This is a genomic window from Dactylosporangium sp. NPDC049140, from assembly GCF_040648435.1.
The window spans coordinates 55,351-78,970 of record NZ_JBEZDS010000032.1; the positions used below are offsets into that span (position 1 = coordinate 55,351).

General features: G+C 71.4%; 22 protein-coding genes and 1 pseudogene. 13 read left to right on the plus strand and 10 right to left on the minus strand.

Translation table 11 applies throughout. The features are described 5' to 3' along the window. Positions 1–46 precede the first annotated feature (46 nt). The 3 genes from AB0B76_RS37880 (at position 47) to AB0B76_RS37890 (ending at position 3,182) form a co-directional block, all read left to right on the plus strand. Positions 47–904: a helix-turn-helix domain-containing protein gene (locus AB0B76_RS37880; protein WP_360384720.1), complete on the plus strand. Its 858-nt coding sequence runs from the start codon at positions 47–49 to the stop codon at positions 902–904. Positions 905–917: 13 nt separating this feature from the next. Next, complete coding sequence (locus tag AB0B76_RS37885; RefSeq protein WP_360384722.1) at positions 918–2,639, plus strand: hypothetical protein; 1,722 nt, start codon at positions 918–920, stop codon at positions 2,637–2,639. A gap of 66 nt (positions 2,640–2,705) precedes the next feature. After that, complete coding sequence (locus tag AB0B76_RS37890) at positions 2,706–3,182, plus strand: NUDIX domain-containing protein (protein ID WP_360384724.1); 477 nt, start codon at positions 2,706–2,708, stop codon at positions 3,180–3,182. Between the two features lie 684 nt (positions 3,183–3,866). Here the strand turns inward: AB0B76_RS37890 and AB0B76_RS37895 are convergent. Both AB0B76_RS37895 and AB0B76_RS37900 read right to left on the minus strand, forming a co-directional pair. After that, positions 3,867–4,013 (minus strand): hypothetical protein, encoded by a 147-nt coding sequence (locus AB0B76_RS37895; RefSeq protein WP_360384726.1) that lies wholly within the window; start codon positions 4,011–4,013, stop codon positions 3,867–3,869. A gap of 83 nt (positions 4,014–4,096) precedes the next feature. Then, positions 4,097–4,900, minus strand: coding sequence for a hypothetical protein (locus AB0B76_RS37900; protein ID WP_360384728.1), 804 nt, complete (start codon positions 4,898–4,900; stop codon positions 4,097–4,099). A 102-nt stretch (positions 4,901–5,002) separates the two neighbouring features. Between AB0B76_RS37900 and AB0B76_RS37905 the strand changes: the two genes are divergently transcribed. After that, positions 5,003–5,731, plus strand: a complete 729-nt coding sequence (locus AB0B76_RS37905; RefSeq protein ID WP_360384730.1) for a RuBisCO large subunit C-terminal-like domain-containing protein — start codon at positions 5,003–5,005, stop codon at positions 5,729–5,731. Positions 5,732–5,750: 19 nt separating this feature from the next. Here the strand turns inward: AB0B76_RS37905 and AB0B76_RS37910 are convergent, their stop codons facing one another. Beyond that, a complete protein-coding gene (locus AB0B76_RS37910) occupies positions 5,751–6,191 on the minus strand; it encodes a cupin domain-containing protein (protein WP_360384732.1) in 441 nt (146 codons plus the stop codon). 57 nt (positions 6,192–6,248) lie between these two features. Between AB0B76_RS37910 and AB0B76_RS37915 the strand changes: the two genes are divergently transcribed. Genes AB0B76_RS37915 through AB0B76_RS37925 form a run of 3 tightly spaced genes read left to right on the plus strand, consistent with a single transcriptional unit; the run spans position 6,249 to position 7,301 of the window. Further along, positions 6,249–6,557 carry a metalloregulator ArsR/SmtB family transcription factor gene (locus AB0B76_RS37915; protein ID WP_360384734.1) on the plus strand — a complete coding sequence of 103 codons (309 nt, stop codon included), beginning with the start codon at positions 6,249–6,251 and terminating at the stop codon, positions 6,555–6,557. Between the two features lies 1 nt (position 6,558). Further along, entirely contained in the window at positions 6,559–7,032 is a 474-nt protein-coding gene (locus AB0B76_RS37920) for an SRPBCC family protein (protein ID WP_360384736.1), read from the plus strand. Next, positions 7,029–7,301 carry a YciI family protein gene (locus tag AB0B76_RS37925; protein ID WP_360384738.1) on the plus strand — a complete coding sequence of 91 codons (273 nt, stop codon included), beginning with the start codon at positions 7,029–7,031 and terminating at the stop codon, positions 7,299–7,301. The genes AB0B76_RS37920 and AB0B76_RS37925 overlap by 4 nt, the downstream gene beginning before the upstream one ends. 36 nt (positions 7,302–7,337) lie before the next feature. Here AB0B76_RS37925 and AB0B76_RS37930 read toward each other — a convergent pair whose 3' ends face one another. Both AB0B76_RS37930 and AB0B76_RS37935 read right to left on the minus strand, forming a co-directional pair. After that, positions 7,338–8,288, minus strand: a complete 951-nt coding sequence (locus AB0B76_RS37930; protein WP_360384740.1) for an RNA polymerase subunit sigma-70 — start codon at positions 8,286–8,288, stop codon at positions 7,338–7,340. A 13-nt stretch (positions 8,289–8,301) separates the two neighbouring features. After that, a complete protein-coding gene (locus AB0B76_RS37935) occupies positions 8,302–8,856 on the minus strand; it encodes a TIGR03086 family metal-binding protein (RefSeq protein ID WP_360384742.1) in 555 nt (184 codons plus the stop codon). A 256-nt stretch (positions 8,857–9,112) separates the two neighbouring features. Here AB0B76_RS37935 and AB0B76_RS37940 point away from each other — a divergent pair, with 256 nt between their 5' ends. Beyond that, positions 9,113–9,358: a hypothetical protein gene (locus AB0B76_RS37940; RefSeq protein WP_360384744.1), complete on the plus strand. Its 246-nt coding sequence runs from the start codon at positions 9,113–9,115 to the stop codon at positions 9,356–9,358. 65 nt (positions 9,359–9,423) lie between these two features. On the opposite strand, the gene AB0B76_RS37945 is transcribed toward AB0B76_RS37940, so the two are convergent. After that, positions 9,424–11,235, minus strand: a complete 1,812-nt coding sequence (locus AB0B76_RS37945; RefSeq protein ID WP_360384746.1) for a DUF4118 domain-containing protein — start codon at positions 11,233–11,235, stop codon at positions 9,424–9,426. A gap of 248 nt (positions 11,236–11,483) precedes the next feature. On the opposite strand from AB0B76_RS37945, the gene AB0B76_RS37950 reads away from it, so the two are divergent. The 3 genes from AB0B76_RS37950 to AB0B76_RS37960 are packed head-to-tail and all read left to right on the plus strand — an operon-like array spanning position 11,484 to position 15,415. After that, positions 11,484–12,773 (plus strand): iron-containing alcohol dehydrogenase, encoded by a 1,290-nt coding sequence (locus AB0B76_RS37950; protein WP_360384748.1) that lies wholly within the window; start codon positions 11,484–11,486, stop codon positions 12,771–12,773. Continuing rightward, entirely contained in the window at positions 12,770–13,891 is a 1,122-nt protein-coding gene (locus tag AB0B76_RS37955; protein WP_360384750.1) for a MoxR family ATPase, read from the plus strand. Before AB0B76_RS37950 ends, AB0B76_RS37955 begins: the two co-directional genes overlap by 4 nt. A 6-nt stretch (positions 13,892–13,897) precedes the next feature. After that, positions 13,898–15,415, plus strand: coding sequence for a VWA domain-containing protein (locus tag AB0B76_RS37960; RefSeq protein ID WP_360384752.1), 1,518 nt, complete (start codon positions 13,898–13,900; stop codon positions 15,413–15,415). Positions 15,416–15,421: 6 nt separating this feature from the next. Here AB0B76_RS37960 and AB0B76_RS37965 read toward each other — a convergent pair whose 3' ends face one another. The 4 genes from AB0B76_RS37965 to AB0B76_RS37980 all read right to left on the minus strand — a co-directional run bounded on the left by AB0B76_RS37965 (position 15,422) and on the right by AB0B76_RS37980 (position 20,485). Beyond that, positions 15,422–16,984 carry a histidine kinase gene (locus tag AB0B76_RS37965; protein WP_360384754.1) on the minus strand — a complete coding sequence of 521 codons (1,563 nt, stop codon included), beginning with the start codon at positions 16,982–16,984 and terminating at the stop codon, positions 15,422–15,424. A gap of 1 nt (position 16,985) precedes the next feature. Next, on the minus strand, positions 16,986–18,149 hold the full coding sequence (locus AB0B76_RS37970; RefSeq protein ID WP_360384756.1) for an FIST N-terminal domain-containing protein: 1,164 nt from the start codon (positions 18,147–18,149) through the stop codon (positions 16,986–16,988). 75 nt (positions 18,150–18,224) lie between these two features. Beyond that, the gene (locus tag AB0B76_RS37975) at positions 18,225–18,614 is read right to left on the minus strand and encodes a response regulator (protein WP_360384758.1); all 390 of its coding nucleotides are present in this window, start codon (positions 18,612–18,614) and stop codon (positions 18,225–18,227) included. An 83-nt stretch (positions 18,615–18,697) separates the two neighbouring features. Continuing rightward, complete coding sequence (locus tag AB0B76_RS37980; RefSeq protein WP_360384760.1) at positions 18,698–20,485, minus strand: DUF4118 domain-containing protein; 1,788 nt, start codon at positions 20,483–20,485, stop codon at positions 18,698–18,700. Positions 20,486–21,537: 1,052 nt separating this feature from the next. Here AB0B76_RS37980 and AB0B76_RS37985 point away from each other — a divergent pair. Together AB0B76_RS37985 and AB0B76_RS37990 are read left to right on the plus strand one after the other, a co-directional pair. Further along, a pseudogene (locus AB0B76_RS37985) lies at positions 21,538–21,969 on the plus strand (PTS sugar transporter subunit IIA); the annotation flags it as partial. Positions 21,970–22,048: 79 nt separating this feature from the next. Beyond that, on the plus strand, positions 22,049–23,542 hold the full coding sequence (locus AB0B76_RS37990) for a fructose-specific PTS transporter subunit EIIC (RefSeq protein WP_360384762.1): 1,494 nt from the start codon (positions 22,049–22,051) through the stop codon (positions 23,540–23,542). Positions 23,543–23,620 lie beyond the last annotated feature (78 nt).

Here is a 23,620-nt window from a genome sequence, read left to right on the forward strand (position 1 = left end):
ACGCCATCCCCTGTCTCGCGCCCGGGCGGCGGGAGACACTGGGATCATGGACCTGGCCGAGCTGGGCGCGTTCCTGAAGTCGCGCCGTGACCGCATCCGCCCCGCCGACGTCGGGCTGCCGACCGGTCCGCGGCGGCGCGTGCCGGGCCTGCGCCGCGACGAGGTGGCGCAGCTGGCCGGGGCCTCGGTGGAGTACTACATCGAGCTCGAACGCGGCGCCGGTTCGCAGCCGTCGGAGCAGATGCTGGCCGCCCTCGCGCGGGCGCTGCGGCTGACCCTCGACGAGCGCGACCACCTGTACCACCTCGCCGGAAGGCCGCTCCCGGCGCCGGGCGGGCCGGCCGCCCACGTGCACCCGGGCATGCTCGACCTCCTCGACCGGCTCACCGGCACGCCCGCGCAGGTGATCACGGATGTGCACGTCACGCTCGTGCAGAACCGCCTCGCGAAGGCGCTGCTGGGCGACCAGGTCCATTTCGAGGGGCACAGTCGCAGCTTCGTGTTCCGGTGGTTCACCGATCCACAGGCGCGGAAGTTGTACCCGGAGCAGGACCACGAGTACCAGTCCCGCTCGTTCACGGCCGACCTGCGCGCGGCCGTGGCCCGGCGGGGCGGGCGCGACCGGGAGACCCAGGAGCTGGTGGACGCGCTGCTGGACCGCTCGCCGCAGTTCGCGGCGCTGTGGGAGGAGCGGGACGTGGCGGTACGCCGGGAGGAACAGAAGCGGATCATCCACCCCTCCCTCGGCACCATCGAGCTGAACTGCCTGAACCTGTTCTCGGAGGACGGCCGGCAGCGCCTGCTCTGGTTCACCCCGACCCTCGGCACGGGCGCCGGGGAGCAGCTCGAGCTGCTCGGCGTCGTCGGGAGCCAGAACCTACTAGCCGGGGACTTCTCTATATAGGTAGAGTTGTGCCATGCCTGTTGTCGCGCCGAACCGCGCGGCGCGCCTGGGGCGGTGGCTGTGCCTGGTGTGCGTCGCGGCGGGCCTGGTCGTGGGCGTCGTCACGATCGCGGTTACCCTGCCGCGGTACGGCGGCGGCGCGAGCTGGTCCGGCGCCGCGGTCGGGCTGGCGCTGCTGTCCGGGCTCCTGGGCGTGTACACGGCGTTCGGGCTGGCCGTGACCTCGCGGGCCGCGGCCGTGCCTCCGGTGACGCTGGCCGCGGGGAGCTGTGCCGGGGTCGTCGCCGGGGTGGCGTGGTGCGCGCTGATGCCGTTCAACCAGACCCTGGCCCTGCCGGGCCCGTGGCCGGCGGCCGGCTACGGGCTGGCCCTCGGCGCGGTCGTGATCGGCGCGCCGGCCACGGCCGCGGCGATCGCCATCCGGCACACGGCGGACGCGCGCCAGGCGGCCATCGCCGCGGCCGGCACCGGTGGTGTCGCCGCACTCGTGATGCTCGCCGGGGGCTGGGCGACGGTGTGGGCGGCGCCGGGACTGCTCGACACGCCTCTGCTCGACAAGGGCCCGTCGTGGCGGCCCCCGGACATGGTCGAGCAGGTCGTCACCGGCTATCTGGCGCTGCTGCTGGTCGCCCCGCTGCTCGCCGCGCTCGTCGGCCGGCTGGTCGCCGTTCGCACGGGGCGCCCGGCGGCCGTGGCCGCGCTCGCCGCCTGCACCCTGCTGGCCTATCCGGCGCTGGACGCCGCCGCGGGCGGCGACGGGACTCGGTTCGGCGGAGTGGGTACCACCGAAATCGTGTTCTCCCCGACCGGCGGCACGCTGCTGACCAGCAACGCCGCCGGCACCTGGGTCCTGTGGGACATGACCGGCCCGAGCCGCCGGCGCACCTTCAACGACCGCGTCGTGTACTCCCCCGACGGGCGCCGGCTGGCCTCCCGCAACGTCCTGTGGACCCTGCCCGGGCCGGCCCGGACCGCCACGTTCGACGGCGGCGCGCCGATCGCGTACGACGCCGCCGGAACGCTCCTGGCCACCCACCCCACCCGCACCACGACCACGCTGTGGCGGGTCACGGACCCCGCCCACCCGGTGCGGCTGGGCACGCTGGAAGGCCGCGGCGGCGGCGCGTTCACCCCTTCCGGCGCCACGTACGTGGCCCGCGACGAAGACCGGGTGACACTGTGGGACGTGCGCGACCCGGCCCGGCCGGTCCGCCTGGCCGCCATCGCCGGCGGCGGCGCACAACCCCTTTCGGCGGACGGCACCGTCCTGGCCACCGGGGCCGTCCTGTGGAGCGTCGCCGACCCGGCCCACCCCCGCCTCGTCGGAGCCCTGGACGGTTCCCCCGTCTTCTCCCCCGACGGCCGCACCGCCGCCGCCGGCCACGGCGACGGCGGCGTCACGCTGTTCGACACCGCCACCGGCGCGCGGGTCGCCACGCTGCCGCCCACCCCGGGCGCCCGGAACGCGCAGATCGGCGCCTCCGACAGCCTGACCACCGTCGCGTTCGGCCCGGACGGCCGGACCCTGTCGGTGATCGTCGGCAACGGCACCGTCGGCGTCTGGGACCTCACCGACCGGCAGGCCCCGGTGCGCACCCGGATCGTGACCCGCCCCGTCAGCGGGCCCGGCCGCGTCGCGTTCTCCCCTGACACCACGGTCGTGGCCGGCGCCGCCCCCGACGGCGACCACGTCACCCTGTGGCGGCTCGACGACGGAAATGGAGTCGTCCGGTGACCCGAGCTGAGCACGGGACACCGGTCCACGTAGGACTCGCGTACCATTCCGGCGCGAGGAGGCGGCATGTCCACGAGCTTCCGGCTGGCGTCCTACGCCGTGTGCATCGAGCGCGGGCGGGTGCTGCTCGCCCGGTGGGTGTCCCCCGCGACCGGTGACACCCTGTGGACGCTGCCCGGCGGGCGGGTCGAGCACGCCGAGGACCCGATCGACACGGTGATCCGGGAGCTGGCCGAGGAGACCGGCTGCGCGGGCGTGGTCGAGCGCCTGCTGGGCGTGGATTCGCGGGTGATTCCGGCCGCCGAGGCGCGGCTCGGGGTCGAGCACCAGAACGTCGGTGTCTTCTACCGGGTGCGGGTCACCGGCGGGACGCTGCGGCCCGAACCCAACGGTGAAACCGCCGAGTCGGCCTGGACTCCGCTGCCCGAGGTGGCCGGTCTGCGGCGATCGTCGCTTGTCGACGTGGGGCTCGCGCTGGCGCGGACGCTTCCCGCGACCGGGCACGTCGCGGCGATCCCGGTGGGCGGCCGGATCCGGCATTGAGCCGCGCGGCGCCGGACCGCGAGGCACTGCGCGGCGACGGGATCCGGGCGGTGAACCACGGCACCGTGCGGTTGCACAGCGGGCCGATGAGGAGTGCGAACGCGACGGTACCGGCGCCGATGTCGCCGCCGAGCAGCCAGCCGGCCAGGGCCACGGACACCTCCACCGCGGTGCGGCCCAGCCAGAGCGGCACCCCGAAGCGCCGGTGCAGCCCGGTCATGAGCCCGTCGCGCGGGCCGGCGCCGAAGCCGGCCCCGAGGTAGAGGCCGCTCGCCACCGCCACCAGCAGCAGCCCGGCCGCGAACAGCGGCACCCGCACGGCCAGGGCGGGCACGACCGGCAGGACGGCCAGGCCGAGCTGCGCGGTGGTACCGATCAGGACGATGTTGAGCAGCGTGCCGAGGCCGGGCCGTTGGCGCAGCGGCAGCCACAGCGCCAGGACGGACGCGCCGATCAGGTTGGTCACCAGGCCGAAGCTCAGCCCGGAGTGCTGCGCCACGCCGAGCCCGAGCGCCGACCACGGTTCGACGCCGATGTGGGCGCGCACCATCAGTGAGGTACCGAAGCCGAACAGGACAAGGCCCCCGACGAGCGCCACCAGGCGGACGAGCAGTGTCTTCACGACTCGATCATGGTCGGCGAGCGGCGCCGGGAGACAGGGCCAATCCCGGGACGATGGCTCTTCTACGTCACCGGCCGCCGGGAGACCCACAGGGCGAGCAGGCAGTACGGGACCAGCAGGATCACGATGCTGCTGACCGCGCTGTCGTACGGCCACCGGTGCTGCCCGTCGGCCGGTCCGAGGCCGACGCAGGCCAGCACCACGGCCACCAGGACGCGGACCGCGCCGAATCCCCCGTGCCGGTCATGGAGCGCACTTTGCCACGTCCGGCGCCGGCGCGTTGACCCGTCGGTCAGGCGTACTGCGACAGCAGCGAAGCCGGGGCCTGGATGACCTTCGCGTTGGCCGGCTTGCTGATCGTGACCGCCTTGCCGAAGTCCTTGAACGTCGACGTGTTCGTCGTCGGCGGGATCGTGCGGCCGACCGCCGGCATGCTCACCTTCAGCATTGTCGGATAGCCGTCGTTGCCCACGGTCGCCTCGAACGCCACCGACTTCGCGGCGTCGCCCATCTGCTGGACCAGCGCCGCGGCCGACGCCGGGAGGGGGCGCTTGGTCGCGTCGATCGTGCCCTTGTACGCGCCCGGCCCGGTCTTCTCCGCCGTCACGATCGCGTCCGTGAAGCCCTTCACGTTCGCCGGGTCGTCGGGGCTGCCCAGCCCCAGCTTGCCCAGCGACGTCTTGGTCGCGTCGATGCGCATCCACTTGTCGGGGTCGACGTTGGGCAGCTCCTCGCTCACCTTGAGGTACACGTCGGTGCCCACGACGATGACCTCGGCGTTGATCTGCCGTTCCCCGTTGATGACGGTCGTCTTGCCGGTGCTGGTCTTCTTCGGCGGGTTGCTCGAGCCGACAAGCTTGATGGTGCCGGTGCTGCCGGTCTGGGTCGTCGCCGTGTAGCCGTACGGGGCGCCGCCGAGCTTGTTGAAGGCGTTCGCCAGGTCCGTGCGCGCGGCCGCCGTGGCCGCCGCGGCGCTGGTCGAGCCGGGGGCGGCGCCGCCGCCGGCCTTGTCGTCCTTCTTGCTCGTGCAGGCCGTGGTCACGGTGAGTGCGCCCGACAGCACCACAGCGAGTAGTAATCGCCGGCTGGACCTCATGCGTTGCCTCCCTCGGGCGACCCGATGCCGCCTCGCGAGAATAGCGACGCCCCGCCAGCCGTAACAGCTCGGGCGCGGTCGGCATCTCGGATAATGGCGGGCGTGCCCGAGGTCATCACCGCCGTGTACGAGATCACCGCGGACGACCCGGCCGCGCGGGCCGGGCTCGTTGCCGTCGAGCAGAGCCATGAGCTGCCCACCGAGCTCGCCCCGGCCAACGCCGTGCGCGACTCGCTCGCGCACGTGCGCTCGGTGGTGCCGCGCGCCGGGCGGCCGGCGCTGGCGACCGTCGAGTACCCGGTGGACCTGGCCGGCGGCGAGATCGGCCAGCTGCTGGTGCTGCTCCTCGGCAACGTGTCGCTGCAGGACGGGGTACGACTGGTGGAGGTTGATCTTCCGCCGTCGCTGACCGCCCGGCTGCCCGGGCCGCGGCTCGGCATCGCCGGCGTCCGGGCGCTCGCCGGCGAGCCGGAACGGGCACTGCTCGCCACCGCGCTCAAGCCCGTCGGCATGACGAGCGAGCAGCTCGCCGGCCTGGCCTACGAGCTCGCCGCCGGTGGCCTGCACGTGATCAAGGAGGACCAGGGCCTGGCCGACCAGCCGTGGGCGCCCTTCGCCGAGCGGGTGCCCCGCATCGCCGACGCGGCCCGGCGCCCGCTGCACGGCATGCGGCCGGCGCTGCCCACGCCCGGCGGCGGGATGACGATCGCGCGGGCGCCCGAGCTGCTGGACGCGTACGGCCCCGACACGCTCTTCCTCGTCGGCGGCGACCTGCGCCGCGGCGACGACCCGCGCGCGGCCGCCGAGCGCCTGGTCGCCGCCACCCGGTAGGTATTTGGTAGGCCCGGCTTCACACCCGGACGAACGCCGCGATCTGCGGGTCGCGGCGCAGCGCCTCGAGCTCGGCCGCCGTCGGCCGGACCGGGCGGTCACGCTCGGCGGTGACCGCGCACAAGAAGCCGAACGGCGCGTCGTCCGGCGCGCGGAACTGGTGCCAGCCCCAGGGCGGCACGAACGCGATGTCGTGCGGCGCGAGGTCCACGACCCGGTCGGCGAGGAGCGCGCGGCCGTGCCCGCGGATCGGCACGACGACGTGGGTGTGCTCGTGGCGCTCGAGGGTCGTGTGGCCGCCGGGGCCGATCTCGAAGTACCGCAGCGACGTTCCCTGCCCGTGCTCGGCGCCGGTCAGGATCTGCCGGGTGACCGAGCGGAACGTGTCGTCGTCCTCCTTGTAGGCGAGCACCTCGCCGCCCTCCCAGACGAACGGCTCGCGCTGCCGGCGGTGCATCATCCTGCCGATCGTACGCGTTGACGCTCCGCCTCGGTAAGTGATAGCTTACCGTTCGCCATGACGAACATAACGGCGATGCTCACCGCGCTCGGCGACCCGATGCGCCAGTCGATCCTCGACCGGCTCTCGAACGGGCCGATGCCGGTCGGGCGGCTCGCGGACGCGCTGCCGATCAGCCGCCCGGCGGTGTCCCAGCACCTGCGGGTGCTCAAGGACGTCGGGCTGGTGCTCGACCGGCAGGAGGGCACGCGGCGGCTGTACCAGGTCGATCCCGAGGGCCTGGCGCTGCTGCGGGCCCACCTCGACGGCGTGTGGGCGCGGGCGCTGGAGTCCTTCCGCGAACGGGTAGAGGAAGAGGAGACCTGACATGCTGCAGACCGTCCAGCCCATCCGGCGCGAGGTCGTCGTCGGGGTGAGCGCCCAGCGGGCGTTCGAGGTGTTCACCGCCGACATGACCTCGTGGTGGCCGGCCCGGCACCACATCGGCTCGGCGCCGATCGAGGAGGTCGTCATCGAGCCGAGGGTCGGGGGCCGCTGGTACACCCGGCACCAGGACGGCACGCAGACGTCCACCGGGGTCGTGACCGCGTGGGAGCCGTTCGACCGGTTCGTGGTGACCTGGCAGATCGGGGCCGACTGGAAGTACCACGACGACCTGGTGACCTCGATCGAGGTCCGGTTCGTGGCCGAGTCGGAGCGGCGCACCCGGGTCGAGCTCGAGCACCGCGGCCTCGAGGCCTTCGGCGCCGACGCGGCCGCGATGCGCACCACGTTCGAGGAGCCGGGCGCCTGGACCGCAACCCTGGACGCCTACGCGGCCCGGCTGGGGGCGGCGGCGTGAAGTACGTCGTGCTGTACACCTCCGCCGACGACGTGGTCGCCAAGGCCCCGGCCCACTTCCCGGCGCACAAGGCGCGCCTGGACGAGTACCACGCCCGCGGCGACCTGCTCATGGTCGGCACGTTCGGCGACCCGCAGCGGGAGGGCTCGATGGCCGTCTTCCGCACCCGGGAGAGCGCCGAGGCGTTCGCGGCCGGCGACCCGTTCGTCGTCAACGGCGTGGTGGCGCGGTACGAGATCCGCGACTGGCACGAGATCCTCACCCCGTAGCGCCGATTAACCCTCGCTCCCCGGGCCTGTCAGCCACTACAGCGGTCCGTGATCGGGGAACCTCGGTACCAGGGCCGGGTCGTTGAACGACACGATGTGGCTGATATGGCCGTCGGCGACGGTGAGCAGCACGATGCCGTATGGGCGGCCGCCCAGGTGGGCGACCGCCGCCGGCTGGCCGTTGGCGCTCGTCGGCCGCATGCGCCAGTCGCCGGGCGCGCCCAGGACCCAGCGGCGCAGGTACGGGACGCAGGTCCGGTTGCCGGCGAACCAGTTCCGGTACGGGGTTGCCTGCAGGGTCGCGTCGCGGCTGAGTAGTCGCTCCAAGGCCGTCGCGTCGGCGTTGTGGAAGGCGGCGATGTACTGCTCCAGCAGCTTCCGCGCCTCGGGTGCGGACGGCGGGGCGATGTCGTCGGGCCGCGGTGACAGCTCCCGCAGCCGGGCGCGGGCGCGCTGCAGCGTGCTCTTCACCGACACGGTCGTCGTGCCGAGCAGGGTGGCCACCTCGGCGGCGGGGAACGCCAGCACGTCGCGGAGCAGCAGCACCGCCCGCTGCGGGCCGGGCAGGTACTGCAGGCTGGCGATGAGGGCCAGCCGCAGCGTCTCGCGGGCGATCGTCAGGTCGGCCGGGTCGGACCGGTCCGGGCCGAGCATCGCGTCGGGGAACGGCTGCAGCCAGGCCGCGCCGGACCCGGCCGGCACCGGCGCGGCCTCGGGGTCCGGTTCGGGACCGCCGAGGCCGGACGGCAGGACGCGCCGGATGTGCCGGTTCAGCACGTTGAGGGAGGCGTTTGTCGCGATCCGGTAGAGCCAGGTCCGCACCGACGAGCGGCCCTCGAAGGCGTCGTAGGAGCGCCAGGCCCGCAGGTACGTCTCCTGGACCACGTCCTCGGCGTCGTCGACGGAGCCGAGCATGCGATAGCAGTACGCCAGCAACTCGCGGCGAAACGGCTCGGTGTCGCCGACGAAGGCCTCGCTGTCCGGCATGCGTCTCCAACCTCTACGCGCGGCCCAGGAACGCGGCCAGACGATCCGCCGGGCTCGCACCGGGTGCGGGCTCGGCAGCGGGTGCGAACAGCCCCACCCCCTCCGGTCCACGGTATGCGTCGGGGACGGTGATCCGGGCCTGGGCGAGCAGATCCTCGGCGAGGCCGGGATCCAGGTCGGTGTGGTGGCCGACGGCGCGGGCGAGGTCCCATCCGTGGGTGAACTGGTCGTTGGCGGCCAGGGCCATCAGGGCGGCGCCGGTGAGCTCGCCGAACGGCAGGTGGACGGTCCTGGCCAGGGCGCCGTCGGCCCCGAAGGCGGCGAGGGCGAGCTTGCTGCTGTGGTCGTAGGCGGCCAGGAGGTCGCCGGCGGCGTGGTCCTCGTCGGCCGGGGCGGCCTCGCCGTCGATTGTCGCGCCCGCCCACCGTGCCGAGCCGATGAAGTGGTTGATCAGGGCGCGCACGTCCCACGAGACGCACGGCGTCGGCCGGTCCAGGTGCTCGGGCCGGACGGTCGCCAGGACGGCGCGCGTGCTGGCGAATGCCCGGGTCAGGTGGTCGATGGTCATGGTTGGCTCCTCGAGTTCGGCCGGCCGGCGGCGATCGCCGTCCAGCAGGTAGACCCGGCACCACCGGGAAAGGAATCGGCCGACATTCCTCGCCTGTGAAGGGTGAGGCCGGGTGCGGCGGGCATGGCGGATAGCAGGTATCCGTGGGTGCGGAAACCGGCAGCCGGGGAGTGCAGGTGGCGGCGAGGCCATCCCTCATCGGTACGAGAGATCGTGGAGTCAATACCCCGGCCCCGATGTGAACAGGTGATCCGCCATGACGACCCACACGGTCGACCCAGTCCTGTGCATGGCGCTGTTCGTCTCCGACGCCTCTCAGACACGCGACCTGGACAACAGCACAATTCGCGACGTCGTTGCGCGCACACTCGAACAGCTCGGCCCGAACGAGTGCTACGCCCGCGCGGCGGAGGTGTTCGGCGACCAGCCCGAGGTGGCGCAGCGCCGGATCACATGGGCACGCGAACTGTGCTCCCGGGCAATGACAGTCGCCAACGTCTGACCAGCGACGCGCCGCCGGCACGGCAAACTCATGACGGATGTCTGAATCCTCGGACCAAAGGGTCGCTAGCCGGACGGCGCGGCGTCGACCCTCGACGAGCCGTCAGGCCCGGTGGGGAGCTTGACGAGCACTGACGTTCCGCCGCCGACAGGACTGGTGATGTGCAGCTGTCCGCCGAGCGCCTCGACGCGGTCGGTGAGACTCACGAGCCCGGAGCCGAGGCCGGGGTCGGCGCCGCCGACACCGTCGTCGTGAATCGACAGCACGAGGACCTCACCGTCGATGTCGAGGTCGACGTCGATCACGGTTGCCTGTGCGTGTTTGACCGTGTTCGTGAATGCTTCGGACACGGCGTAGTAGGCGGCCACCTCCACGCATTCGGGCAGCCGTCGCCGTGCGCCCGGGTTGAGCTCGACCGGGATCGGGCAGCGGCGGGCGAGCGTCCTGAGCGCGGGTCCGAGACCGCCCTGGGAGAGGATGGCCGGGTGTATCCCTCGCGAGATCTCCTGGAGATCCTTGAAGGCGGCGGTCAGACCGTCGCTTGCGCAGGACAGCCGCGCTTTGATCTCCTCGAGCTCGCCCGGCACCAGATCCTCGGCCAGGCGCAGTTGGAGCCCGAGCGACACAAGCCGCTGCTGTACGCCGTCGTGCAGGTCGCGTTCGATGCGGCGCCGGGCCTCGTCGGCGGCCACGACGATCCGGGCGCGTGAGGCGTTGAGCTCGGCGCGGCACTCGGTGTTCGCGACAGCGGTGGCCGCGAGCTCGGTGAACTGGCTCAGCCGCTCCTCGGCATCAGCCGGCGGCGGCGCGTGTCGTGACCACAGGGCGACGAGTGCGCCCCACACACGGCCCTCGACCAGGATCGCCGCGCCGACCGCCGAACGGAAGCCGAGGCAACGGGCCAGTTCGGCCAGGGAGCCCGGCTGGCCTTCGTAGGTATCCACCCGGGCCGGGTTCGTTCCGTGGATCAGGATCTCGAGCACACCGCCGTCGACGACGAGAGACTTGCCGAGCAGCGCCGGGTTGCCGGGTTTGCTGGCCTCCGCGAGGACGACGGCGCTGCAGGCGGACTCATAGCGCAGCAGCCTGGTGGCGTCCGCGTCCAACAGCCGGGTGGCCTCCGCGGCGACCGCGGCGAACACCTCGGCGGGGGCGACGCCACGGGCGACGAGCGTCGCCACACGCCGGAGCGCGGTCTGCTCCTCGACCAGCACGCGCTGCTCGTAACGGCTCGTCTCCAGGGACTGGCCGACGGCCTCGCGATCGCATGCCGCGCGCAGCAGCGCCTCCAGCGAGGGCACCAGCCGGTCCCGCACGCACCGCTGCACTGGCTCCGGCAGTTCGGCGGGGACGAGGAGCGTGCCCCGTAGAGCGCCGCAGCGCAACGGGAATGCCGCCTGGCACTCGTCGCCGGCGACCGCCTGCAGGTCGACCGTCGCAAACGGCAGGCCGAGCGCGTGCTGCAGGCGCCCGGACGCCTCCGGCAGCACCGAGTGCAGGTCATTCGCGCGCAGAATGAGGCGGGCCAGCCCGGTGGTGAGGTCGGCCTCCCGGTACCGCTTGACGGACTCCAGGACCTGCGCGCGGGCCAGCTGAGCCATCGAGCTGGTCAGCAGCGCGACCACGAGGAAGACGGCGAGCTCCACCCAGTCCTTGCTGTCGGCGAAGGTGAGGGTCCCGATGCGCGGGACGTGGAAGTAGTTGAACGCGAGGGCACTGGCCACAGACACCACCGCCGCCAGTCCGAACCCCCACAGTGTCGCAACCGCCAGCACGCCGGGTATGTAGACCAAGGCCAGAGCTTCACTTTGGGTGATGTGTCCCAATGGGTACACCAGCAGGGTTTCCAGCATCACGAGCAACGCGCCGATCGTCATCCCCACCGTGAGCGGCGGGGGAATCGGGCGTACCAGCCAAGACCCCAACTGTGCATGCATCACGGCCTCGCTCCCAGTACCGAGTTTAGTCACGGCGCGGCCGCGGGAGCATCGGCGTACAGTCGATAGTGTGTACGCAATTCTACTGATTGGGCAGCATTAACCCGGTCTGACCGTCTTTGGCGCGAATATGGGGTTTCGACCTTGGCCTCCACCGGGCAGACCGGGCGGAGAGGGGGCAGACGGCCATGCAGGTTGAAGAACTCTTCAAGCCATCTCCGATCAAGGAATTCACGCCGCTCCCGCGGGCGCTGCTAGGGCCGGGTGCGCACGAGCGCATCGGCGCGGAGGCGAAACATCTGGGCTTCGAGCGAACGCTGGTGGTCACCTCGGGCTTGCGCGGTACCGGCATCGTGCAGCGGATCGTCGACCAGGGGAAGCACCACGGCGTGGACTTCGTGGTCTACGACAAGGTCGAGTCCAACCCCAAGGATTACAACGTCATGGACGCCGCCGGGGCCTTCCGCGACAACAAGTGCGACTCGTTCCTGTCCATCGGCGGCGGCTCCTCGCACGATGCCGCCAAGGGTGCCCGCCTGTCGCTGGCCCACGACGGCCGCAACATCAACGAGTTCGAAGGCTTCCACAAGTCGGAAACACCGGACAATCCACCACACATCGCGGTGTCCACCACCGCCGGCACCGGCTCGGAGACCACCTCGCTGTTTGTCATCACCGACACGACGACCGATCCGGACAACCCGCACAAGTACGCCGGTTTCGACCGCGCCGCTCGCGTGACCCTGGCCGTGGACGATCCGGTCCTCTACTACGAGTGCCCAATCGACTTCACGGCGCAGTGCGGCATCGACGTCCTGACGCATGCGTCCGAGGCCTTTGTGTCACGCCTGGACTTCACACCGGCACTGGGCCAAGCCCTGCAGGCCACCGAGCTCGCCACCCAGAACCTGCGCACCGCGACCTGGAACGGCCGGGACCTGGCGGCCCGCGAGGCCATGATGTACGGCCAGTACATCGCGGCCCAGGCGTTCAACGCCGGCGGCCTGGGCCTGGCCCACGCAATCTCGCATGCGATCAGCGCCTACTACGACCTGCACCACGGGCTGAACAACGCCGTCCTGCTGCCCCGCGTCTGGGCATTCAACCTGCCGGTGGCCTACGGGCGGTTCGCCCTCATCGCCCGCGCGATGGGCGTGGACACCCGCGGCATGACCGTGGTGCAGGCGGCCGATGCCGCGGTCGCCGAGCTCGTCCGGCTGGTGCGTGACCTCGGCCTCCCCGAGAAACTCACCGACGTCAAACAGGACACCTACTCCAAGAACCGGCTGGGGCAGGGTCCGACGGAGTTCTACCGACGGTCTCGGGAGGTCGTGGGCGACGACGCGGACGTGGACCGGATCACCCGACACACCCTCGGTGACTCCTGCACCCCGACCAACCCCAAGGAGTCGACCTATGACACGGTCCGTCCGCTCGTCGAGCACTGCATGAACGGCTCCCTGGACGACCTGCTGTGACGAGCACGTTCGAGTCGGTCGCGGATGTCGTCGAGCGGTTTGCCGCACAGGGGTACATCGCCGATCGCCGACTGGCCACCACCGTCTACCTGCTGTGCCGTCTCGGAAAGCCGGTCCTCCTGGAGGGCCCGGCCGGAGTCGGCAAGACGGAGATGTCCAAGGCCCTGGCCAACGCCACCGGGCGCCGGCTGCTGCGCCTGCAGTGCTACGAGGGGCAGGACGAGTCGAGAGCACTGTACGACTGGGACTACGGCAAGCAGCTGTTGTACACCCAGATGCTGCGGGAGAAGATCGGCGAGATCGTCGCGGACGCGCCGGACCTGGCCACCGCGGTGACGCGCATCGGCGATCAGGACAGCGTGTTCTTCTCCGACCGCTTTCTGGCGCCGCGGCCGGTCCTGGAGGCCATCCGCAGCACCGAACCGACGGTCCTGCTGGTCGACGAGATCGACCGCGCTGACGAAGCGCTCGAGGCCGTGCTGCTGGAGTGCCTGGCCGAGTACCAGGTATCGGTGCCGGAGATCGGCACCTACACCGCGTCGGTCCTGCCGTACGTCGTGCTGACCTCCAACAGCACCAGGGACCTGTCTGCCGCCCTCAAACGGCGTTGCCTCCACCTGTTCCTGGACTACCCGGACGCCGAGCGGGAGCTGGAGATCGTACGCTCCAAGCACACCGGGCTCCCCGACGCGCTGGCCGTGCAGCTCGTGGGAGTGGTGCGTGAGCTGCGTGGTCTGGGGCTGCGAAAGAATCCCGGCATCTCGGAGACCGTCGACTGGGCCCGAGCGCTGGCTGTGCTGGGCGCCGAGGAGCTGGACGCGCAGCTGCTCGCAGAGACGGTCAACGTGGTGCTGAAATACGAACGCGACCTGCAGCGGGCACTCGAGGTGCTGCCCCGGCTGGCTCTCGGTCAGCACGACGACGATCGATATGAACACCCGCCCTTCGAGGACGAGCCGGATGGCCGGGCCGTGCGTGCCGCCATGGACCAGCCGGGCCGGCACGAGATCGGCTACCGGCTCCCGGCCGACGCCGGGGAGCGCCCCCGCAGCGGTGCGGGCCAGGGGCAACGGGCGTTCTCCGCGGCCGTGCGCCGCCGGACACGGCAGCAACGGTGAGCGGCCGTGGAAACCGGTCTCCAACAGTTCGTCCGGCTGCTGCGCCTGTCTGGCATCAGGGTGTCCGTCGCCGAGACCGTCGACGCCATGCGGGCCGCAGCGCAGCCGGGAATGCTCGGCGACCGCGCGACGCTGCGCGAGGCGTTGCGGCTCACCCTGATCAAGGACCGGCGCGACGACCCGGCCTTCGATGAGCTGTTCACCGCATTCTTCGCCCTCGCTCGGCCGCACCCGGCCGAGGATCGACACGACCACGACCACGACCACGGGCACGACGAGCCGTGCGACACCGGCGGGCCGCAATTGTTCACCCTCTCGGAGACGTCTCAGGCCGCACAGCCCGGGCACGGTCACGGCCCGCCCCAGGACATCCGCGACTACTTCGATCCGCGGGATTTCTCCCAGCGGTACAACCGCCACCAGGAGGCGAACCGGATCGACCTGTCGGCGCCGACCCGGGAGATCGTCCTCGCCCGGAGCCGGTCCACCTCCGCCGCTGCCGCGAGTGTGGGTCTGGAAGCCGGACGGCTGCGCAGCCCCGGCATGCCCGGCCGGCTCTCCCGTAGCACCGGGCTCCGCGTGGGCACCGAGTTGGCCGTTGCCGGCTCCTGGAACGGACGGCAGGCCGGCCACTCCCACCTCGAGGAGGAGCCGGACTCCGCCCTGCCACGTGACCGGTCCCGAGCGGCCGACCGGCTGGCAGAGCTGCTGGCCCAGCACTTCGCCACGCTCGCCGAGCTCGCCGCCGCCGTCGGATCGAGGGCGGCGGACAGGGCCGAAGCGGAGGCGATGGACGAGGAACATCGCCAGGAGTTGGAGGAGTCGCTGCGCCGGCTGGCCCGCCCGCTGTCCGGAGCGCTGACCGCCACCCGGCGTAACACCCGGCGTGGACGGGTCCACCCGGCCCGCACCATGCGGTGCAACATGCGCTACGACGGGATCCCCTTCCGCCCGGTGACCACGACCCGCGCCGAGGACAGTCCCCGCCTGCTCGTCCTCGCCGACGTCTCGCTCTCGGTGCGGGCCACCGCCCGGTTCACCCTGCGCCTGGTGCGTGGGCTGCAGTCGCTGTCCGGGCAGGTCCGCTCGTTCGCCTTCGTCGACGAGCCGCGTGAGATCACCAAGCTGTTCGCCGAGGAACCTCTGGAGCGGGCATTCGATCTGGTGTTCAGCGGATTGCCGGGCGGTGGAGTGCTCGATGTCAACGCCGACTCCGACTACGGCCGCACATTCGAGCTCATGCTCGCGGAGCACCGTTCGGTGCTGACCAGAAAGACAACGCTGCTGGTGCTCGGGGATGGCCGGGGGAACGGCCACGATCCGAGGGTGGACGCCTTCGAGGAGCTGACCGGACGCCTGCGGCGGACGATCTGGCTGACCCCGGAGCCGCGGTACTCCTGGGGGCTCGGCCGGTGCGACCTACCGGCGTACGCCGAGCGATGTGATCAGGTCCACGTGGTCACCGACCCCGCCGCGCTCGTCCGCGTCGCACACCGGATGGCGCAGGAGGTCACAGGGCGGTGAGCCGGCTCAGCGGTTGTGGACGGGAATCGCGGCCGTGATCGAGGTGCCTCCGCCGGGCGGGCTCACGATTTTGATCTCGCCGCCGAGTGCCGCAACCCGGTCACTGAGCCCGATCAGGCCCGATCCCAGTGTCTGGTCGGCCCCGCCGATGCCATCGTCGCACACCTCGATGCGCAGTTCCGCGTCGGACAGTTGCGCGCTGATCCGTACGGCCGATGCCTGCGCGTGCTTGACCGCGTTCGCCAGGCTCTCCGAGGCGATGTAGTACCCGGATATCTCCACCGCCTCCGGCAACCGCGCGTCGAAATCGAGCTCGAGCTTGACCGGGATGGTGGAGCGGTTGGCCAGCAGTCTCAGCGCGGGCGCCAAGCCACCTTTGGACAGGATGGTCGGGTGGAGGCCACGGGCCATCTTCTGCAGCTCTTGGAAACTCTCCCGCAGTCCCGTCGCCGCGGATGACAGGCACGCCGCCAGCTCATCCGATCCGGGTGGTACGAGCGACCCGGCAGTGCGTAGCGTCAGCGCGCACGAGGCGAGCTGCTGCTGCACCCCGTCGTGCAGGTTCCGGCCGATCCGGCGCCGCGTCTCGTCGGCCGCCACCACCGCACGCGTCCGCGACGCGGCGAGCTCCGCGCGTGCCTGGGCATTGGAGATCGCCGTCGCGGCCAGCTCCGTGAAGCCCGAGATGCGCTGCTCGGTGTCCGTCTGCATCCGATCGCGCCGGGTCGTCGCCGTGGTCACGGCCCCCCAGAGCTGGCCGTCGACAATGATGGGAATCCCGACGATGGAACAGACCTGAGCGGGATGCTCCGCCAGGTCCGGCCGCAGGGCGATCCGCGCCGAGCGGTCGACCCGGGCGGGCCGTCCGGTGTGCAGGACCAATCCCGAGACGTCGTGGCTGTTCACCCTGCACCGCGTACCGATCCGCCTCCGGCCCGCCTGATGTCCCCACACGGCAACCCGAACCGCCAGGCCCTCCGGCTCATATCGGATCACCTGCGCGAGATCCGCGGCGGCCAGCCGTCCGACCTCCTCGGCCACCGCCGCGAATATCTCCTGCTGCGACACCCCCTGCGCGACGAGCGTCGCCACTCGGCGCTGTGCGGCCTGTTCGTCCGCGAGCAACTGAAGCGCCTCGCGGGCGGCGCGCTCGTCGTCGAGCAGGCTCAGGATCCGCATCGTCATCGAGGCCACCCGCGCCATCCCGCGCAGAAGGCCGAGTTCCTCCCGGCCCAGGCTCGCACCGGACCGGGCAAGCACGAGCTTCGTGTCCGCAGGATGATCGAGCGATACCCGGACCGCCGGGCAGATCCCCAGCCCCGGGACGGGCACCGTCCGGCCGGTGCCGTATGCGACGGCGCGCAGTGCGAACAGGGGGGCCTGGCCGATCGGATAGCCGACCGACGCGACCAGCCGGCCCGCGGAGAGGATCGCCGCGACCTCCGCGTCGAGCGCCTCGGCCGCTCGTTCCACGGCGCCCAGGGCGGCCGACTCCAGCGTCTCGAAAGATGAGACAACCTCGAGGAATTCGGCGAGTTGCCAGCAGGACCAGGCGGGCGGGAGAGTCATGTCAGGCAATCGAGAGGACGACGAGAGTCTGGTTGTGGAAGCCGCTCATGCCGGACGTGCGGGCGATCTCGCCGTAGGTGTAGAACCCCGCGACCGGGGCCCCAGCGGCGATGGCCGCGATCCGGCCGATCTCGGCCTGGATCCCCTGCTGTCCGAGCACCCCACGCCGCGCAATGCAGTCGAACGCCAGCATGCCACGAGACGGGCGCCCGTCGAGACCGGCCAGCGAATCATGACAGGCGGCATCCGTCGCCGCGAGAACCGATGCCGCGTCCCCTTCCATGATCCAGACGAGTCCACCCTGTGGAACCTCCGCTATGCACCGCAACGACCGCTCCGCGGTCTCGCCGCCGCTGATGAACCGGATCTGCTCCTCGCCCTCGCGCCGGCTCAGACCCAGGGGATGCCGCATCGCGAGCCGGGCCAGCTCCTCCTGGTTGAGCTGGGCGGGGACCGGCACCCGCAGGCGTTCGAGATAGACGTCGAGCGCCGGCGCGTCGTCGAGCGTGTAGACCGTGTTGCCGCTGCTGTGGGTCACGAGCAACGGCTCACCGAGCTTGCGCCAGCCGTGTCGCACGCCGATGCCGAACGGGGCGTCGGAACCGATGCCGGCGGCGACAACGGACTGGGTCACGACCTCGTCGCCGTGCATCTGGAAGGTGCCCGTCATCTTGAGGTCGTCGCCGGCACAACCGCCCACGAGTGGAACACCCGAGCCGAGCACGCTGTAGGCGCCGCGGACGATGTCCTGCTGGTTGCCGGCCAGACTGTCAGTCAGCAACAACAGGACCCGGTACGGTCGATCCTCGACGGCGGTCAGGCAACCGGCGGCATGTTCTCCGGCGGCCCGCAGGTTACCGGACGTCTGACGCGCGATCGCGGTGCCGACCGAGAAGCCGTCCCCGCCCAGCGCGGCCACCAACAAGCTGGCGTCACTGGGGCCGGTCGTCGTGATCTCGCCGGCGGTCGTGCATCCGATCAGTGGCACGCCGCCGGATCGGGTCTGAATCTGGCCGATGACCGCGGGCAGGTCGAGGGCTTCTGAACAGAAGACGAGCAACAGCTTTGCGTCGGAACCGACCAGCGCCTGTTCGGCTGCGCGGATTCCGGGTTGGCGATCGGAGCCGCGGGCCTGGCCGACCGCGAACCACCGTGACGTACGCACGCAAATCACCTCGAGATGGTGTGAACACCCCTCGCACTGATGATCGTACAACGGGCAGCCCGCGGCGGCACCGCGCTAGGGCTCCGCCGCCGTCGGTTCGCCGCCGTCGTGCAGCAAGTCCCGGATGGCGCCGGCCGACAGTACAGCCTTGCTCAGGAAGCCGATCGCGGGGCTGGAGACGATGAGCTCCTCGAAGTCCTCCTCGCTGTGACTGGAGATCAGGATGATCGCCGGGGGAGGGGTCTTGTTGCGACCTTTGCGGTCGAGCTGCCAGGCCAGGTCGAAGCCGCACTCCGGCCCGAGATCGATGTCCACCAGCACGAGTTCGGGTTGCAGATCTTCGGTTTGCTGCAGGGCTTGGGCGCAGTTCGACGCGACGCCCACAACCTCGACGCCCTCACGCTCGAGCAACTCTCGGGCACACCTGAGGAACAGGGCGCTGTCGTCGACGATGAGACATTGCATCGTCACCTTTCCAGAATGCCCGGTCGAACGGGCCGCCGCATCCCGGCCAACCGGATTCTTCCCGGCAAATCACCCCAACCGCCTCATCCCGGCTCCGGCAGCCGTGCGGGGTCTTCGACGGACGGGAGCTCGACGCGCAGCGACGTCCCGCCTCCAACCGGACTGGCGATGTGCAGCTGTCCGCCGAGCGCCTCGACGCGATCGGTGAGACCCACGAGCCCGGAGCCGAGGCGGAGGTCGGCGCCGCCGATGCCGTTGTCGCGAATCGACAGCACGATCACCTGGCGGCCCGCCTCGACGTCGACGACGATCGCGGATGCGTGCGCGTGTTTGGTGGCGTTCGTGAGCGCCTCGGACACGATGTAGTAGGCGGCCACCTCTACGCCCTCGGGCAGTCGCCGCTGGGTGCCCAGGTTGAGCTCGACGGGAACGGGGCAGCGCAGGGCGAGCGTCTTGAGCGCGGGCCCGAGGCCGCCCTGGGCGAGGATCGCCGGGTGGATGCCCCGGGAGATCTCCTGCAGGTCCTTGAAGACGCCGGTCAGGCCGTCGGCGGTGCCCGACAGGTGCGCCTTGAGCTCGTTCAGTCCGTCGGGCACCATCGCCTCGGCGGCGCGCAGGTCGAGGCCGACCGCAACGAGCCGCTGCTGCACGCCGTCGTGCAGGTCGCGCTCGATGCGGCGCCGGGCGTTGTCAGCGGCCACGACGATGCGGGCCCGCGACGCGTTGAGCTCGGCCCGACCCTCGGCGTTGCCGACGGCGGTGGCCAGGAGTTCGGTGAACTCGGCCAGCCGGTACTCGGCGCCGGCCGGCGCCGCCTCGGGCCGCGCCCACAGGACCACCATCGTGCCCCACAGGCGGCCCTCGACGAGGATCGGGGCGGCCACCGACGAGTGAAGGCCCTCCTCGCGGGCGAGCCTGGCAAGCGGGCCCACGCGACCCTGGTAGCTGTCCACGCGGGCCGGCCGGGAGCTGCGGTAGACCATCTCCGTCGCGCCGCCGGCGATGGCCAGACGCTTGCCCAGCAACGTCTCGACGCCCGGCTTGCTGAACTCGGCAGTGACGGTCACGGTGCCCGGCGCCTCGTAGCGCAGCAGCCGCGATGCGTCCGCGTCCAAGAGCCGGGCCGTCTCCATGGCGACCGCGGCGAAGACCACGGACGGCGCGACACCGCGGGCGACGAGCGTCGCGACGCGCCGCAGCGCCGCCTGCTCCTCCGCCAGCACGCGCAGTTCGTCGCGGCTCCTCCGCAGCGAGATGTCCATCAGCTCGCCGTCGTGGGCCGCGGACAGCAACGCGTCCAGTGCGGGCACCACGTTATCGCGCAGGCAGCGCAGCGTGGGCTCCGGCAGGTCGGCGGGGACCAGGAGCGTGCCCAGCTCGAGGCGACGCTGCAGCGGCAACGCCGCCCGCCGCTCGTCGCCGGCCACCGACTCGAGCGTGATCTCCGCATACGGCAGGTCCAGCGCCTGCGCGAGGCGGCGGGAAGCCTCCGGCAGTACCGATGAAAGATCGTTCGAAACCAGCATGAGGTGGGCCAGTCCGGCAATGAGATCGGCGACCCGGCGCCGCTGGAGGGACTCCACCGCGCGGGAGCGGGCAAGCCGGGCCATCGAGCTCACCAGCAGCGCGACGGCGACGAACACCGCCAGCTCGAACCAGTCCAGGCTGGCCGCGAACGAGAACTCCCCGACGGGTGAGACGTGGAAGAAATTGAACGCCAGTGCGCTGGCCACCGAGGTCACGACCGCCAGCCGGAAGCCCCAGACCATGGAGACCGCCAGCACTCCGATCATGTACACCACGGCCAGCTCGTCGGCCCGCGCGACGCGCCCGAGCGGGTAGACGATCAGCGTCTCCGCGATGACGAACAACGCGCAGACGGCTATCCCCACCCGGAGCGGCGGGGGCGTCGGACGCACCAGCCAGGAGGCCGGCCGCATGGACGCTGCGGACCGCGGCCTCACGTCGGCCTGGTGTCGGCGACGAGTCTCATCCGGTTGCGTCTTGACCAAAGCGCACATTGATCTTGCCGTCGAGGTTGCGGTTACACCGATCATATCCGTACTTAGCCGCATATCTCGGTGCCGGTCGCTCCCCTGTGGCCGGGCGACCGGCCGCGCCGCACGTGGAGTTGCTGCACGGCGCGCCGACCAGCTCGTACATGCTCCGGGAGCTCATGCCGCGGCTTGCCGGCCGGTATTTATTGCCGGTGCGGCCGAGCCGGTGACGGGCGCGGTTGGATGACCACGGCTCGTGGTGCGCAAGTCGGCCTGACGGCTCTGTGGCGGATCGCTGAGACCGATCGCGCCGAGCCCACATCGACCTCGGCGACTCATGCTCGATCGTCAATGGTGCCGCGCCCCACGGAGGCGCGTTGGCAGGGCGACAACGCGGTGATGTGGGTAGCGTTGGCGGACGTACCGGCGGGCCGGGCGGCGGCAGCGCAAGGCACCCTGTTTTCGACGCGGCTGCCATCCGAACCCGCCGGAGGGCCCAACCCGGCAGGGCGCTGATGCCCACGGCGCTCGACGCGGCCGCGGAGGCGAGGTGGCTGGTGTTGGCGAGCAGCGTGCCACACGGCGCCGGCGGATTTCTCCGGCGGTCGTGGCGGATCGGGACGCGCCGGCGAATGCGACGAGTTGGCCGGTATGGACCCGGGGCGACGCGGTCGAGGCGGCCGACCGGCTCGAGGCGCTGGGGGCGCGAGAACGCCGGTCGGCCTCGGTCCGCCCAGCGCAGGGCTCGTCGACCGGCACGACGGGCTGCACGGCTGCCACCGAATCATCGAGGTCGCGCCGCCGGTGCGGGTGACGCCCCGCTCGCCGGCTTCGGTCCGGCGGCCGGATGCCGGCGCCGCCGGATCCAGACCGGGCGGCGGTACGGATCCACCAATCATCGGGTACAACCGAATTCTGGAGCTGTCATGACCACCCCTCTGGAAGACCTGATCACCATCGACCTCGTCGATCTGGACCTGACTGCGACCGACCGCTACGAGTCCATCCGGGCGCTCGCACAGCGGCTCGCGGCCGCCGGCCGCGTCACCGACCTTGACGGCTTCCTGACGGACGTACTCACCCGCGAGGCGCAGATTCCCACCGGCATCGAGGGCGGTGTCGGCATCCCGCACGCCCGGTCGTCGCACGTCCCCGCGGCGGCGCTCGGCTTCGGCCGCAGCGCGGCCGGCGTGGATTTCGGTGCCGCGGACGGGCCCGCGCACCTGATCTTTCTCGTCGCAGCGCCCACCGGAGACGCCGACCTGCACGTGAGCATCCTCGCCTCGCTGGCGCGGCGGCTCGTCCATGCCTCGTTCCGGGAGGCACTGCTGAACGCGACGACGGCACATGACGTCGTGGATCTCGTCAACCGGGAGGTGCCGGGCGATGAAGATTGTCGCCGTGACCTCGTGTCCGGCCGGAATTGCGCACACATTCATGGCCGCGGAGGCGCTGGAGCAGGCAGCCCGCGCGGCCGGCCACGAGATCATCGTGGAGACTCAGAGCGCGGGGACGGTCACGCCGCTCAGCCCGGAGCAGATCGCAGCCGCCGACGCGGTGGTGTTCGCGGCCGACATTGAGGTTCGTGGTCGCGACCGGTTCGCCGGCAAGCCGCAGGTGATCGCCCCCGTGAAGCGGGCCATCATCCACGCGCCCAGTCTGATCCAAGAGGCCGCCGCGGCGGCCAAGCGGTCGGCGGCCGCTGCCGGCGCGATCGCCGCCCCGTCCACGAGGAAGCGGGTCGAACGGTCGCCGGTCGCTGCCGGTCCGATCGCCGCCTTGTCCACGAAGGTGGACCGCAACGCCCCCCTGGCAACGCGCATACGTCAGTGGCTGATGACCGGCGTCAGCTACATGATTCCATTCGTCGCCGCAGGCGGCATTCTCATCGCGTCGTCGTTCCTGATCGGCGGCCCGTCGATCGCGAACAAGGTTACCGGCGGCACGTTCGCGGGCGTGACATACCCGGGCGTCCACGACCCGTCCAAGCTGTGGGCGACGCTAGGGCTCGCGGGCGTCCTGTTCGCGGTCGGCGATGCCGCGTTCTCCATGCTGGTACCGATCCTGGCGGGCTTCATCGCCTTCGGCATGGTGGATCGGCCCGGGATCGTCCCCGGCGTTGTCGGTGGCCTGCTGGCCACCTCGATCGGCGCCGGCTTCCTCGGCGGCCTCATCGCCGGCCTGCTCGCCGGGGCGGTGGTCATGGCGATCAACCGGATCAAGGTGCCTCGCGCGGTCGCGGGCGTCATGTCGGTGGTGCTCATTCCGCTCGTGTCGAGCGCGATCGTGGGTGTCATCATGATCGTCACTATCGGACAGCCGATCTCCGCCGCGCAAAGGGGACTGTCCGCCTGGCTGACCACGCTGGGCGGCGCCAACGCGATCCTGCTCGGCCTGCTGCTGGGCGCCATGATGGCCTTCGACATGGGCGGGCCGGTCAACAAGGTGGCGTACACCTTCGGCCTCGCCGGACTGGCCAGCGGCAACCACACCGTGATGGCCGCCGTGATGGCCGCCGGCATGACCCCGCCGCTCGCGCTCGCGCTGGCCACGGTGGTACGCCCGAAGCTGTTCACCGACGCCGAGCGCAGGGCCGGTGAGGCTGCGTGGCTACTCGGCGCCTCGTTCATCACCGAGGGTGCCATCCCGTTCGCGGCGGCCGACCCGCTGCGCGTGATCCCGTCCATCATGGCCGGCAGCGCCGTGACCGGAGCACTCTCGATGGCCTTCCGCGCGACCTCCTGGGCACCGCACGGCGGAATCTGGGTCATCGGCCTCATCGGCAGGCCGGTGCTCTACGTGCTGGCCATCGCGGTCGGTACGGTGATCAGCGCCGTCTGCATTATCGTTCTGAAGTCATTGCGCCATTCAGTCGACCGCCGGGTGCCCGACGCGCCGCAAGGCGAAGTGGAGCGGGCGGGCCGGGCTTGAACCGGCGCTCGACGCCGCGGCGGCCAGCAAGCTGGTCGGGATCGTCCGGCCGACGAGGCCCGCCACCGCTTGACACTC